This is a genomic window from Streptomyces sp. NPDC056231 (assembly GCF_048270745.1).
In the GTDB taxonomy this organism is placed as follows: domain Bacteria; phylum Actinomycetota; class Actinomycetes; order Streptomycetales; family Streptomycetaceae; genus Streptomyces.
Map to the genome: position 1 here is coordinate 191368 of NZ_JBLVKW010000003.1, position 12771 is coordinate 204138.

10 protein-coding genes, 1 tRNA gene and 1 pseudogene are annotated in these 12771 nt (G+C 67.8%); 6 read left to right on the plus strand and 6 right to left on the minus strand.

Annotated features, from left to right (window positions below; genetic code table 11):
- The first annotated feature begins 13 nt into the window (after nucleotides 1-13).
- The 3 genes from pheA (at nucleotide 14) to ACNPQM_RS04595 (ending at nucleotide 3698) form a co-directional block, all read left to right on the plus strand.
- On the plus strand, nucleotides 14-949 hold the full coding sequence (pheA, locus tag ACNPQM_RS04585) for a prephenate dehydratase (RefSeq protein ID WP_358856589.1): 936 nt from the start codon (nucleotides 14-16) through the stop codon (nucleotides 947-949).
- A 665-nt stretch (nucleotides 950-1614) separates the two neighbouring features.
- Nucleotides 1615-2904, plus strand: coding sequence for a serine--tRNA ligase (serS, locus tag ACNPQM_RS04590; protein WP_358856590.1), 1290 nt, complete (start codon nucleotides 1615-1617; stop codon nucleotides 2902-2904).
- On the plus strand, nucleotides 2901-3698 hold the full coding sequence (locus ACNPQM_RS04595) for an HAD family hydrolase (RefSeq protein ID WP_358856591.1): 798 nt from the start codon (nucleotides 2901-2903) through the stop codon (nucleotides 3696-3698). Before serS ends, ACNPQM_RS04595 begins: the two co-directional genes overlap by 4 nt.
- Nucleotides 3699-3775: 77 nt before the next feature.
- Here ACNPQM_RS04595 and ACNPQM_RS04600 read toward each other — a convergent pair.
- From ACNPQM_RS04600 to ACNPQM_RS04625, 6 genes and pseudogenes are all read right to left on the minus strand, one after another.
- Nucleotides 3776-3863 (minus strand) — tRNA-Ser (locus ACNPQM_RS04600).
- A gap of 320 nt (nucleotides 3864-4183) precedes the next feature.
- A pseudogene (locus tag ACNPQM_RS04605) lies at nucleotides 4184-4880 on the minus strand (hypothetical protein).
- 302 nt (nucleotides 4881-5182) lie between these two features.
- Nucleotides 5183-5902: an ABC transporter permease gene (locus tag ACNPQM_RS04610; protein WP_358856593.1), complete on the minus strand. Its 720-nt coding sequence runs from the start codon at nucleotides 5900-5902 to the stop codon at nucleotides 5183-5185.
- Nucleotides 5903-5932: 30 nt separating this feature from the next.
- On the minus strand, nucleotides 5933-6844 hold the full coding sequence (locus ACNPQM_RS04615; protein ID WP_358856594.1) for an ABC transporter ATP-binding protein: 912 nt from the start codon (nucleotides 6842-6844) through the stop codon (nucleotides 5933-5935).
- Complete coding sequence (locus ACNPQM_RS04620; protein WP_358856595.1) at nucleotides 6841-7749, minus strand: ABC transporter permease; 909 nt, start codon at nucleotides 7747-7749, stop codon at nucleotides 6841-6843. The genes ACNPQM_RS04615 and ACNPQM_RS04620 overlap by 4 nt, the downstream gene beginning before the upstream one ends.
- Nucleotides 7739-8794, minus strand: a complete 1056-nt coding sequence (locus ACNPQM_RS04625; protein WP_418082941.1) for an ABC transporter ATP-binding protein — start codon at nucleotides 8792-8794, stop codon at nucleotides 7739-7741. The genes ACNPQM_RS04620 and ACNPQM_RS04625 overlap by 11 nt, the downstream gene beginning before the upstream one ends.
- 243 nt (nucleotides 8795-9037) lie before the next feature.
- On the opposite strand from ACNPQM_RS04625, the gene ACNPQM_RS04630 reads away from it, so the two are divergent.
- Genes ACNPQM_RS04630 through ACNPQM_RS04640 form a run of 3 tightly spaced genes read left to right on the plus strand, consistent with a single transcriptional unit; the run spans nucleotide 9038 to nucleotide 12638 of the window.
- Nucleotides 9038-9889 carry a M24 family metallopeptidase gene (locus ACNPQM_RS04630; protein WP_418082942.1) on the plus strand — a complete coding sequence of 284 codons (852 nt, stop codon included), beginning with the start codon at nucleotides 9038-9040 and terminating at the stop codon, nucleotides 9887-9889.
- Nucleotides 9886-11667, plus strand: a complete 1782-nt coding sequence (locus tag ACNPQM_RS04635; protein ID WP_418082943.1) for an SDR family oxidoreductase — start codon at nucleotides 9886-9888, stop codon at nucleotides 11665-11667. The genes ACNPQM_RS04630 and ACNPQM_RS04635 overlap by 4 nt, the downstream gene beginning before the upstream one ends.
- Nucleotides 11664-12638: a MerR family transcriptional regulator gene (locus ACNPQM_RS04640; protein WP_418082944.1), complete on the plus strand. Its 975-nt coding sequence runs from the start codon at nucleotides 11664-11666 to the stop codon at nucleotides 12636-12638. The genes ACNPQM_RS04635 and ACNPQM_RS04640 overlap by 4 nt, the downstream gene beginning before the upstream one ends.
- Nucleotides 12639-12771 lie beyond the last annotated feature (133 nt).

The following is a 12771-nucleotide window of genomic DNA, read 5'->3' on the forward strand; positions in this document are numbered from 1 at the left end:
CTAGGGTGACGGTATGTCCGCCACGCGCTACGCCTATCTCGGTCCCGAAGGCACCTTCACCGAGGTCGCCCTCCGTACGCTCCCGGAAGCCGCCACTCGGGAACTCGTCCCGATGGTCTCCGTACCGGCGGCACTGGACGCGGTACGGAGCGGGGCTGCCGCGGCCGCCCTCGTACCGATCGAGAACTCCGTCGAGGGCGGCATCACCGCGACCCTCGACGAGCTGACCGCCGGCGAACCACTGATGATCTATCGCGAGGTGCTGCTCTCCATCACCTTCGCGCTGCTCGTGCGGCCCGGCACCAAGCTGCACGACATCAAGACCGTCACCGCACACCCGGCGGCACAGCCACAAGTACGCAACTGGATGGCAGCCCATCTGCCGGAGGCCGTATGGGAGTCGGCCGCGTCCAACGCGGACGGTGCGCGGCTGGTGCAGGAAGGACGGTACGACGCCGCCTTCGCCGGTGAGTTCGCGGCAGCCACCTACGGCCTCGAACCGCTGGTGACGGAGATCCACGACGCGGAGAACGCGCAGACGCGCTTCGTGCTGGTGGGGCGCCCGGCCCGGCCCGCGGCGCCGACCGGCGCGGACAAGACGTCGGTGGTCATCTGGCTGGGCGACGACCACCCCGGCGCACTGCTCGAACTCCTCCAGGAATTCATGGTGCGCGGGGTGAACCTGATGCTGATCCAGTCACGGCCGACCGGGGCGGGCATCGGGAACTACTGCTTCGCGGTCGACGCCGAGGGGCACATCGCGGACCGTCGCGTCGGGGAGGCCTTGATGGGGCTGAAGCGGATCTGCCCGAAGGTGCGGTTCCTCGGTTCGTATCCGCGTGCGGGGGTCGCGCCGGAGGACGTGCGACCGCTGCGCGACGGGACGTCGGACAGGGAGTTCACGGACGCCTCGGACTGGCTGGCCCGGGTCCAGGACGGCCGCACCTGACCGGGAACCGGACGATCGGGTCTGAGGGCCTGGGGTGACGGCCGGCGCCGAAGCCCTGGGCCGGCGCCTGGGCCGATGGCGGGGTTGGGTTCCCTGCAACGGCTGTGCGCTCACATCGCCGGTATTACCTGCCGATTTTCACAATCCACAAGAGTTATCCACAGGGATGGTTCTCAACCTGGGGACAAGTCGACACCTCAACATGACATGGTCGACAAATCGCCCCACTCACCCCACATCCGCCCACAGGGCTACAGGATGCCCGTGTCATCTCAATTCCATTGATCAACCCCTTAGGGCAAGGAATTCCCACCCGAATGAGTGTGTGAAGTGAGTTTGAACGGGGAATCCATGAGCCCTCATGCGGCTTTCGGAATGATCTCTTCCCGTGTCCACAGATCTCCCCCACAGCCTGTGGATAACTCTGGAGGGTCCCCCACCCCTGTGGACAAGCATCCTCAACTCCCCCTGCGCGCAGGGCTGATACGTCAAGAGTGAAAGCCCTTTCTGCACCATTTAGGTGAATAGGGACTCCCCGTCGACAGCCCGGATCAATCGCAAGCGCCAATTCTCCCCCAATTTACAGATTCCGGCAATTCGGACAAAGTGACACGCTTGGCAATATCGGTTCGAGCTACGGAAGCGCACACCGGTAGCCTGGAGGGGTGATTGACCTTCGCCTGCTCCGTGAGGACCCCGACCGTGTTCGCGCCTCCCAGCGCGCCCGTGGAGAGGACGTCGCGCTCGTCGACGCCCTTCTCTCCGCCGACGAGCGGCGCAGGTCGTCCGGTGTCCGCTTCGACGAACTCCGTTCCGAGCAGAAGTCGCTCGGAAAGCTCATCCCCAAGGCTTCTCCCGAGGAGCGCATCGAGCTGCTCAAAAGGGCCGAGCAGCTGAAGGCCGATGTCAAGGCGGCCGACGCGGCGCAGGACGAGGCCGACGCGGAGGCCAAGAGCCTGCTGCTGCAGCTCGGCAACATCGTCCACGAGGACGTGCCGGTCGGCGGCGAGGAGGACTTCGTCGTCCTGGAGACGCACGGCACCATCCGCGACTTCGGCGCCGAGGGCTTCGAACCCAAGGACCACCTGGAGCTCGGCGAGGCGCTCGGCGCGATCGACATGGAGCGCGGCGCCAAGGTGTCCGGCTCGCGCTTCTACTACCTGACGGGTATCGGCGCGCTGCTGGAGCTCGCCCTCGTCAACGCCGCGATCGCGCAGGCCACCGAGGCCGGATTCATCCCGATGCTGACCCCCGCGCTGGTCCGCCCGCGCGCCATGGAGGGCACCGGCTTCCTCGGCCAGGCCGCGGAGAACGTGTACCACCTGGAGAAGGACGACTACTACCTGGTCGGCACCTCCGAGGTCCCGCTCGCCGCGTACCACATGGACGAGATCATCGACGCGGACAAGCTGCCGCTCCGCTACGCGGGCTTCTCGCCGTGCTACCGCCGCGAGGCCGGTACGTACGGCAAGGACACCCGGGGCATCTTCCGCGTCCACCAGTTCGACAAGGTCGAGATGTTCTCGTACGTCGACCCGGCGGACGCCGAGGCGGAGCACCGGCGTCTCCTGGACTGGGAGAAGCAGTGGCTCACCGCCCTCGAGCTGCCGTTCCAGGTGATCGACGTCGCCACCGGCGACCTGGGGGCCTCCGCCTCCCGGAAGTTCGACTGCGAGGCGTGGATCCCGACTCAGGGCAAGTACCGCGAGCTGACGTCCGCATCGAACTGCGACGGTTTCCAGGCGCGCCGCCTCTCCGTCCGGATGCGCGACACCCGTGACGGCAAGAAGGTCCTCCAGCCGCTCGCCACGCTGAACGGCACGCTCTGCGCCGTACCGCGCACGATCGTGGCGATCCTGGAGAACCACCAGCTGGCAGACGGTTCGGTACGGGTGCCCGAGGTGCTCCGTCCGTACCTGGGCGGGCGCGAGGTCCTGGAACCGGTCGCCAAGTGACCTTCCCGTACAAGCTCGTCGCCACCGACCTCGACGGGACGCTGCTGCGTAACGACGACACGGTCTCCGAGCGCACCCGCGAGGCACTGGCCGCCGTCACCGCGGCCGGTGCCGCGCACATCATCGTCACCGGGCGGGCTGTCCCGTGGACCCGGCACATCCTGGACGACCTGGGCTACCAGGGCATCGCGGTCTGCGGCCAGGGCGCGCAGGTCTACCACGCGGGCGAACACAAGCTGCTGACGTCGCTGACGCTGGACCGCCAGCTCGCCGGCCTCGCGCTCTCCAAGATCGAGGCGGAGGTCGGGCCGCTGGCGCTGGCGGCGAGCCGTGACGGCCTCGACGGTGAGGTGCTGGTCGGTCCCGGCTTCCGTGCGCAGGAGGGGTCCCTGCCGACTGTCTTCGTGAAGGACACGACCGAGATGTGGTCCGCGCCCCTGAACAAGGTCTACATCCAGCACCCGGAACTCGACGACGACGCACTGGCGGAGGCAGCGCGTGGCGCCGTCGGCAACCTGGTGGACGTGGTCATGGCAGGCCCGGGCGTGGTGGAGATCCTGCCGTTGGGACTGAGCAAGGCGACGGGGCTCTCGCTGGCGGCGCGCCGGCTGGGTGTGAAGGCGGCGGACACGCTCGCCTTCGGTGACATGCCGAACGACATTCCGATGTTCGCCTGGGCGCAGCACGGGGTCGCGATGGCCAATGCGCATGACGACCTGAAGGCCGTCGCGCACGAGATCACCGCCTCGAACGAGGACGACGGCATCGCAGTGGTGCTGGAGCAGCTGCTCTAGGGCGTGTTTCGAAAGCAGCGTCGTCCGCCCGTGATCGTGTGCGGCCTCGGCGCGGGGGTCCGCGCCGGGTTTCTGTGCGGAGGATGCGCGGATCGAACGCGCGCGGGGTCGACAGCCCCGACCACGGCTTAGCAAGCCGCTGCCTTACCACTCGGCCAATCCTCCGGGTGGGCGGCCGCGCGATGCGCGCAAAAAAGCCGCCCCGGGCGTCCTGCTGGGAGCGGCTCTGCGGAGTGAGGTGATGGTTACTCCGGCGCCTGCTCCGGGCCGCCCTGGTGGGAACTCGACGGACTCGTACTCTCGGTCATCGTCGCGCTCCTCTCCCGGTCCCTGTGGCGTGCACTTCCTCAACCACTGTGCCGGGGGTGGCCCTTGTCCGCCACCCATTATTTCGAGCGGTGACCAGGGCCCCGGCCGACGTGGTTGCTCGCGGCCCGCGACCGGCTGGTTCGGGCCGGGGGCGGACCGCGAGCGTCTGTCAGGGATCAGCGGCGCTTACCACGGCGTCGCAGATCTTTGAGCTGAAGGACGAAGTCGTCCATCCGGGCATCAATACGGACGATGTCCTCGGACATGTCTCCGAGCCGGACGCTCATGGCCCCGACAACCCGGTTCGTGGCTTCGAGCCTCCGGTCGAGACTGTCGAGCCGATGCGACATCCGGTTGAGCACCGGCCCGAGTTCCTGGAGCGCCACGCCGACTTCGGCCAGGCAGCTCTCGACCCGGGTGGCACGCCGATCGAGCGAGGCGTACCCCGCCCGCAGATCCTCCTCCGCGTCAAGCAGATAGGTGCGGACACATCGAGCAATGTCGCTATCGCGAAGAAGCATCGCGACATTGAGCACGGTCCTGCGGGTGTAGAGGGTGAGTTGAGTGGCCGCGCCTGTGGATAACTTTCACCGCCCTCGCCGCCCATACGGACATCATGCCCCTATGGAATCTCCGCAGCTCAGAGCCTCGCAGCAGCGTGAGGCCGTCCCCTTCCATCTCAGCTCGATGGCGCTGGATCACCTTCTTGATGACTTCTGTGGATACTTCGAAGTAACGAGCCACGTCCTCTGTGCGGACGTGAATTCCGTCAGGAAGCATGACAAGGCTCTTCACCTTGTCGAGGACATCGACGCGCCCCATCTGCTCGACGCGCAGCGCACGCGACTCGAGCAGGGCGACATCCGTGGGCATGGGCATGCCTTCCGTTGGGGAAACCGGCAATGGACAGCCCTGTCCCCGGGCTTCAGGGGCGGAGGACGCTCACGGTTGCCACTCACCCAATGACCGACCCGGCCCGCACCGTCTCGCCGGAGCCGGAGTCGGCAATCCCCAATGTCACGAACGCTACGACGCCACAGATTCTCATTGCCTCCACGCCCCCTGAACAACGAACCGATAACCGTACAGTTACGCGTACGGCGGTCCGTTCATGCGTCAACCCCCGCCCGAAGGGCAGGGGTTGACGGACACAAGGGGCGGCAGAGCTCTTCGGCTCACTCCTCGCCGGCGAGCTTCAGCGTGCGCAGTTTCTGACCTGCGTACCACGTGGCGAGCACCGTGACAGCCGCCAGCAGAACCGTCGCGAGCGGCAGTCCGACCTCTGAGGTGATCACACCTTCCCCGCCGACCTTTTCGGCAAGCGCGAGCGACCACTGCTGCACGCTGAGCGTGCGCGCCCCGGGCACGAAGCTGCCGAAGAGCGCCTCCCACACCAGCGCATAGACCAGGCCGAAGACCACCGCATGCCTGCTGACCGTGCCGAGCAGCAGGAACAGCGCGCTGTACGCGATGGAGGCGACCAGCGCCGCGATCGTGTACGCCACCGCGATCTGCTGGCCGTTGCCGTTGAGGATCATGCCCGCGGCGAAAGTCGGCAGGGCGGAGAAGACCATCGTCACGGCGATCGCCACGATCAGCTTGGTGAAGATGATCGTCGGCCGTTTCACCGGCTTGGCCAGCAGATAGACGATCGATCCGTCGTCGATCTCGGGGCCGATGGCCCCCGTACCGGCGATCACACCGATCAGCGGCACCATCGTGGCGATGGCGAAACCGCCCAGCACATCGACGGCGACCTGGTCATCGACCCCGGCGAACGCCCGTACCGCGACGGCGATGACGATCAGCAGGGCGGGCAGGACGAAGAGGATCGCAGCCCTGCGCCGGCCGAGCAGGGCCCGGTAGGTGAGCCGGGCGACTGTGGGGTTGTACATGACGCTTCACAGCTCCTTTCAGGCCGCTACTCAGGCCGCTACGAGATAGGAAAAGACTGATTCGAGGGACTCGTCGGACGGCGAGACTGTCAGCAGACGGATGCCGTGTTCCCGCGCGACCTTCGGCAGCAGCGTGGTGAACCGCCCGAAGTCGACCGCCTGGATGCGCAGCGCCTGCTCGCTCAGGTCGACTTCGATCCCGGCCGTCGACGGGTCGGCGATGAGCGCGGCGGCGAGGGCGCGGTCGTCGCTGGACCGTACGAGATAGCGGTGCGGACGGTCCGTCATCAGTCGGCGGATCTTCCGGAAGTCACCGGACGCGGCATGCCGTCCGGCCACGATCACCTCGATGTGCGAGGCGAGTTGCTCGACCTCTTCGAGGATGTGGGAGGAGAAGAGGACCGTACGGCCCTCGGCACCCATCCGCCGCAGCAGCTCCATCAGCTGCATCCGCTGGCGAGGGTCCATCCCGTTGAACGGTTCGTCGAGCAGCAGCACGGACGGCTCGTGGACCAGCGCGGACGCCATCTTCACGCGCTGCCGCATGCCCTTGCTGTACGTGGCGATCTTGCGGTCCTGCGCGTACTCCATCTCGACCGTGGCCAGCGCCCTCTGCGCGGCAGCCTCGTCGAGTCCCTGCAGTTCCGCGTTGGCGACGACGAATTCGCGGCCGGTGAGGAAGTCGTACATCGCCTCCCGCTCCGGGACGATGCCGATCTGCCGGTAGACCTCCTCGTTGCGCCAGATCAGCGCGCCGTCGAGGGTGACCTTGCCGGTCGACGGTGCAAGGAACCCGGCCATCATGTTGATCAGCGTGGACTTCCCCGCACCGTTGGGGCCGAGCAGCCCGGTCACGCCGGGTCCCACGGTCATGCTCACGTCGTTGACGGCGACCACATTGCCGAACCAGCGTGAGGTGTGGTCGATCTCGATGGTGGTCACAGCCCGACCCTCCGGTAGCGGCGCATCAGTACGGCGTACGAGCCGGCGACGAGCGCGAGAACAACGATCAGATACACCACACCTGCCCCGGCTCCCGGTCCTTCCCCTCCGGGGAAGTGGGAAGTGGCACCGAGGAACGCGCTCTGGACGCCGCCGATCAGCGTGAGGGGGGAGAAAAGCCCCAGCCACTGCACGGCGCCCGCCGAGCCCGTCTGCCAGGCGATGGCCTGGACCGTGGAGACCGCTCCGAACGAGATGGTCAGGACGGCGATCACCGCGGCGACGCCGAAACCGCGGCGCGGAGTCAGTGCGGCCATGACCAGGCCGAGCCCGGCGAAAAGCAGGGAGAGCAGCGCCACCGACACCACTCCCTGTCCGAACCACGTGGTCTGGTCGGCGAAGTCGAACTTCGCCAGCAGGGCGCCCACGTACATCACCAGCAGCGGTGTCACGGTGAGGATGAACAGGGCGGATGCCATGGCGGCGTACTTGGCGACGACGTAGTCGACCCGCTCGATGGGGCGCGAGAAGTAGAGGGGCACGCTCTTGAAGCGGAGGTCCCGGGAGACGGACTGCGGTGCCTGCGAGGCGATGAAGAGGCCGATGACGGCCTGCAGATAGATCGCGAAGTCCGTGTACTTGATCGCGAGCTTGGTCACGTTGGGCGCGGCCATCGCGACGGCCACGATGATCAGCGCGACCAGGCACATCACACCGAAGAGCAGCATCGGCAGCACCTTGGACTTGGCGGAACGGCCCAGTCCGAAGGAGCCCCGCAGCGACTGCGAGTAGAGGGAACGGCGGGCATAGCCGCGGCCCAGGCGCGGGCCGTCGTACGCGCGGTACCCGATGTTGTGGATCCGGGTGTTGTCGAGCCCGGTCACGGCCCCGGTCTCAGTGCTCATCGCGACCGCTCCCCTTCTGCTGTGCGGCTGCGGTCAGGACCGTCTCCGCGGTCTCTGCGGTCTCTGCGGTGCCTTCGGTACGGAAGACCTCGGCGATGTGGTGGCGCCGCTGTTCCATCCGTACGAGACCGAGTCCGAGCCCGGCGACGCTGTCGCGGACGACGTCGTACGTCTCCTCGCCGGTGGCCTCGATCAGCAGGATGTGCCCGGCGCCGGGCAGACCGTCCGCCTCGAGTCCGTCGCGGCCCAGAAGACTGACGCCGGCTGCCGTGAGCGCCCGGCGCAGTGCGTCCGTGCCGTCGGGGTGGGCGTCGCTGTCGGTGACCTCGACCGCGAGGGTCGTGGTGGTCTGGGTGAAGTCGCTGGTGGAGCTGGAGCGCAGCAGCGCGCCGCCGTCGATGACGACGACATGGTCGCAGGTGCGCTCCAGTTCTCCCAGAAGGTGGGAGGTCACCAGGACCGAGATGCCGAAGTCGGTGTGGACGCGGCGGATCAGGCCGAGCATCTCGTCGCGGCCGACCGGGTCCAGGCCGTTGGTCGGCTCGTCGAGGAGGACCAGCTGCGGGTCGTGGACCAGCGCCTGGGCCAGCTTCACGCGCTGCTTCATGCCGGTCGAGTAGCCGCCGATGGGGCGGTACCGCTCCTCGTACAGACCGACGTGTCGCAGCGTGTCGGCGGTGCGCTCGCGCGCTGCCGTCGGCGGCAGTCCGGACATCCGTGCCATGTGGACGACGAACTCGGTGGCCGAGACGTCCGGCGGCAGGCAGTCGTGCTCGGGCATGTAACCGACCCGTTCCCGGATGGCCGCACCACTCGTGGCGACGTCCAGCCCGAGCACCGAGGCCCGGCCTTCGGTGGCGGGGGACAGACCCAGCAGGATCTTGATCAGTGTGGACTTGCCGGCTCCGTTGGCGCCCACCAGGCCGGTTACACCGGGCCCGATGTCCAGGGAGAGCCGGTCAAGCGCGGTCACCCGGGGGAACCGCTTGCTCAGGCTTTCGGTCGCGATCACAGTCACATCTTCGACGGTAGTGGCGCGGGCCACACCGGTCGTCAGACCTGGCGGCTGGATCCGCGTCAGCCTTCAGTCGTACGGCCCCGTAGGGGGACCCCGCGAAGGAGGACGACGAAGGTACGGGGTGGTGGCCGGGAGCAGGGCCCGAGGGGAGAGCCCGCGGGGGTTGTCCACAGGTCTTGTGCACCCCTTGACGCAGCCGCGGGACATTGTCACATTCATCAGTGTCACGTTACGAGCACGTACCGCACACGGCATGGGACGGACGGTGGCATGGCCTCACCGGTGAAGGACGGACTGCCCCAGGAGCTCCAGGGGTTCAGAGAGGTGCAACGCCTCGCGTACGCCTGCGCGGAGGCGGTCGCCGCACGGCTCGAGCCGGGGGTGACGGAGCGCGAGGCGGCCCGGATGCAGCGGGAGTGGCTGCGCGAGCGGGGAGTCCGTGACTGGTTCCATCTCCCGTTCGCCTGGTTCGGGGACCGCACGGCGTTCGCCGGTTTCAAGGTGCCGCTGCAGTTCTTCCCGACCAACCGGAAGCTGGAGCCCGGGATGCCGTTCATCCTCGACATGGCTCCGGTGTACAAGGGGTTCACGGCGGACATCGGATATTCCGGCTGTCTCGGGCTCAATCCGTTGCACGGCAAGCTCCTTGCCGATCTTGAGGTCCACCGCGCGCTGATCCTGGACGAGGTGCGCGAGCGACGTCCGCTGCGCGAGATCTATGAGGACGTCGAGCGCCTGATGATCAAGCAGGGGTACGCCAACAGGCACCGCGCCTATCCCTTCGGCGTCATCGCCCACAAGGTCGACCGCGTGGCTGAGCGCCGCTGGTCGCCGCGGGTGTTCGGGTTCGGTACGCAGTCGCTCAAGGGCCTCGTCAGCGATGCGGTGCACGGGCACCGGGACGGCTGGTCTCCGCTGTGGAGTCCTTACCGCTTCTCCGACCACCCGCCGCAGCCGGGGCTGTGGGCGGTCGAACCCCATCTCGGATTCCGGGGTACGGGGGCGAAGTTCGAGGAGATCCTGGTCGTCACCGATTCCAAGGACCCCGAGCAGAGCGCCTTCTGGCTGGACGACGATCTGCCGCATGTGCGGCGCTGGGCCGAGGAGAAGGTGGCGGCGTGAGGCTGCAGGATGTGCCGGGGTTCCGCGAACGCCGGGTGCGTACGGGCGGGATCGAGCTGTGCGTCGCCGAGCTGGGCGACGAGACGCGTCCGACGGTCGTGCTGGTGCACGGCTATCCGGACAGCAAGGAAGTCTGGACGCAGGTCGCGGCGCAGTTGGCCGAGCGGTGGCACGTCGTCCTGTACGACGTGCGCGGCCACGGCCGGTCGACGGCTCCGGAGCCGCTGCGCGGCGGGTTCACCCTGGAGAAGCTCACCGACGACTTCCTGGCCGTCGTCGATGCGGTGAGTCCGGACCGGCCGGTGCACCTGGTCGGGCACGACTGGGGTTCGGTCCAGTCGTGGGAGTTCGCGACGGTCGGCCGCACCGAGGGCCGGATCGCCTCCTTCACGTCGATGTCGGGCCCCTCCCTGGACCACTTCGGTCACTGGATCAAGCAGCGGATGACGCGGCCCACCCCGCGCCGGGTCGGTCAACTGCTCGGCCAGGGAGCCAAGTCCTGGTACGTGTACATGCTGCACACGCCGGTGCTGCCGGAGCTCGCCTGGCGCGGCCCGCTCGGCAAGCAGTGGCCGCGGATACTCCAGCGGATGGAGAAGGTGCCCGGGGGCGACTACCCGACGCCGTCCCTGCCGAACGACGCGGCGCACGGCGCCTGGCTCTACCGGGACAACGTCCGTGCCCGGCTGCGCAAACCGCGTGCCGACGCGTACGCGCATGTGCCGGTCCAGCTGATCACGCCGACGGGTGACATCTTCCTTTCGGAGAAGCTGTACGACCAACTGGATCTGTGGGTGCCGCACTTGGTACGGCGCTCCCTTCCGGCCAAGCACTGGGTGCCGCGCACCCGCCCGGACCAGCTTGCCTCCTGGATCAGCGAGTTCGTCCGCGCCAATGAGTCGGCGATGGAAGACGGCCGGCCGGCCCCGGACACCGCACCGACCGGTGCGTATGCCGAGCGGTTCGGCGGTCAGCTGGTGCTGGTGACGGGCGCGGCGGGCGGGATCGGGCGGGCCACCGCGTTCGCGTTCGCGGAGGCGGGTGCCCGGGTGGTGGCCGTGGACCGTGACGCGGAAGGGGCGGCCAGAACGGCGGAGATGGCCCGTCTGATCGGCTCGCCCGCTGCCTGGGGCGAGGCGGTGGACGTCAGCGACGAGCAGGCAATGGAGAAGCTCGCCGAGAAGGTCGCCGCCGAGTACGGCATCGTCGACGTCCTGGTCAACAACGCCGGGATAGGTCTGTCCGGCTCCTTCCTGGAAACCACGAGCGAGGACTGGAAGAACGTCCTGGACGTCAATCTGTGGGGCGTCATCCACGGCTGCCGGATCTTCGGCAGGCAGATGGCCGAGCGCGGCCAGGGCGGCCATATCGTCAACACCGCCTCCGCCGCCGCCTATCAGCCGTCCCGGGCGCTGCCCGCGTACAGCACCTCCAAGGCGGCCGTGCTGATGCTCAGCGAGTGCCTGCGGGCCGAACTGGCCGAGCGGTCGATCGGGGTCAGCGCCATCTGCCCCGGCATCGTCAACACCAACATCACGACGACCGCGCACTTCGCCGGGGCCGACGCCGAGGAGGAAAAGCGTCTGCGGAAGCGGACCAGCAGGCTGTACGGGCTCCGCAACTACCCGCCGGAGAAGGTCGCGGACGCGATCCTCGAGGCCGTGGCCCACAACCGGGCCGTGGTGCCGGTGACACCGGAGGCACGAGCCGCCCGGTTCCTGTCCCGGTTCAGTCCCGGCGCGCTGCGCGGGATCGCCCGGCTGAAGCCGCCGCTGTGAGCGGGACCGGGCCGTCCGCGGCAACGACGCGTTCCGCCTCCGAATACCGGATCGAGGACCTGGCACATGCGAGCGGTGCCACGGTCCGCACGATCCGGGCCTATCAGGACCGGGGGCTGCTGCCGACGCCGGAGCGGCGCGGCCGGGCCAATGTGTACCGGGACACGCATCTCGCCCGGCTCCGGCAGATCGCCGACCTGCTGGACCGCGGTTACACGCTGGCCAGCATCAAGGAACTGCTGGAGGCGTGGGACGCGGGACGCGGGCTGGGCGGAGTGCTCGGGCTCGTCGCCGAGGTGCACGGCCCGTGGACGGACGAGCAGGCCGACCGGATCACCCGGGACGAGCTGCATGCGAAGTTCGGCGGCGTGCAGGACGATCAGGCGGTCGCCGAGGCGGTGGAGCTCGGCGTACTGGAGTGCATCCCGGGCCGCGACGACGAGTTCCTGGTACCGAGCCCACAAGAGCTCTCTGTAGCAGTCGAGTTGCATGCCGCAGGGGTTCCGCTCACCGCAATCTCCGGGCATCTTCGGGAGCTTCGCGGCCAGGTCGAGCACATCGCCTCCCGTTTCCTGGAGTTCACCACGGAGCATGTGTTCGCGCGTTACCTCGGCCATCGTCCACCGACGGACGCGGATGCGGCCGAGGCCGCCTCGCTGGTCCGTCGGCTCCGCCCGCTCGCCCAGCAGACAGTGGACGCGGAACTGGCCCGGGCCATGCGGACGTTCGCCACACGTCATCTGCAGCACCATCTCGGTGTGGACACACCGCTCAGACCGGGACCCTCGACGAGCGAACCGCGTTCCGTACCACTGCCGCCGGACACAATGCAGGCCGTACGGCGTCTGGTTGGACCGCAGAACGTTGCCGCCTTTGTCGCGGCAGCCGCTGAACGCGAGGTACAGAAAAGGACATTGGACTCTCTTGTCGCATCACGCAATGAATCAAAGCGAATTGATCAAATGGGTTGATTTCAAATTCACTTGTCCACAGAATCGCCAATTAGCCTGTGGATAACTGCAGTTGGTTGTGGATCAAACCTGTGGATGAAAATCGTTGGTGCGAATCGCGAGCAAACTCTGGTGCGCCGACGGGATCGCCACA

Coding starts and splice junctions, on each gene's coding strand:
- ACNPQM_RS04610 (WP_358856593.1), bottom strand. CDS start 5,902: ATGTACAACCCCACAGTCGCCCGGCTCACCTACCGGGCCCTGCTCGGC.
- ACNPQM_RS04620 (WP_358856595.1), bottom strand. CDS start 7,749: ATGAGCACTGAGACCGGGGCCGTGACCGGGCTCGACAACACCCGGATC.
- pheA (WP_358856589.1), top strand. CDS start 14: ATGTCCGCCACGCGCTACGCCTATCTCGGTCCCGAAGGCACCTTCACC.
- ACNPQM_RS04630 (WP_418082942.1), top strand. CDS start 9,038: ATGGCCTCACCGGTGAAGGACGGACTGCCCCAGGAGCTCCAGGGGTTC.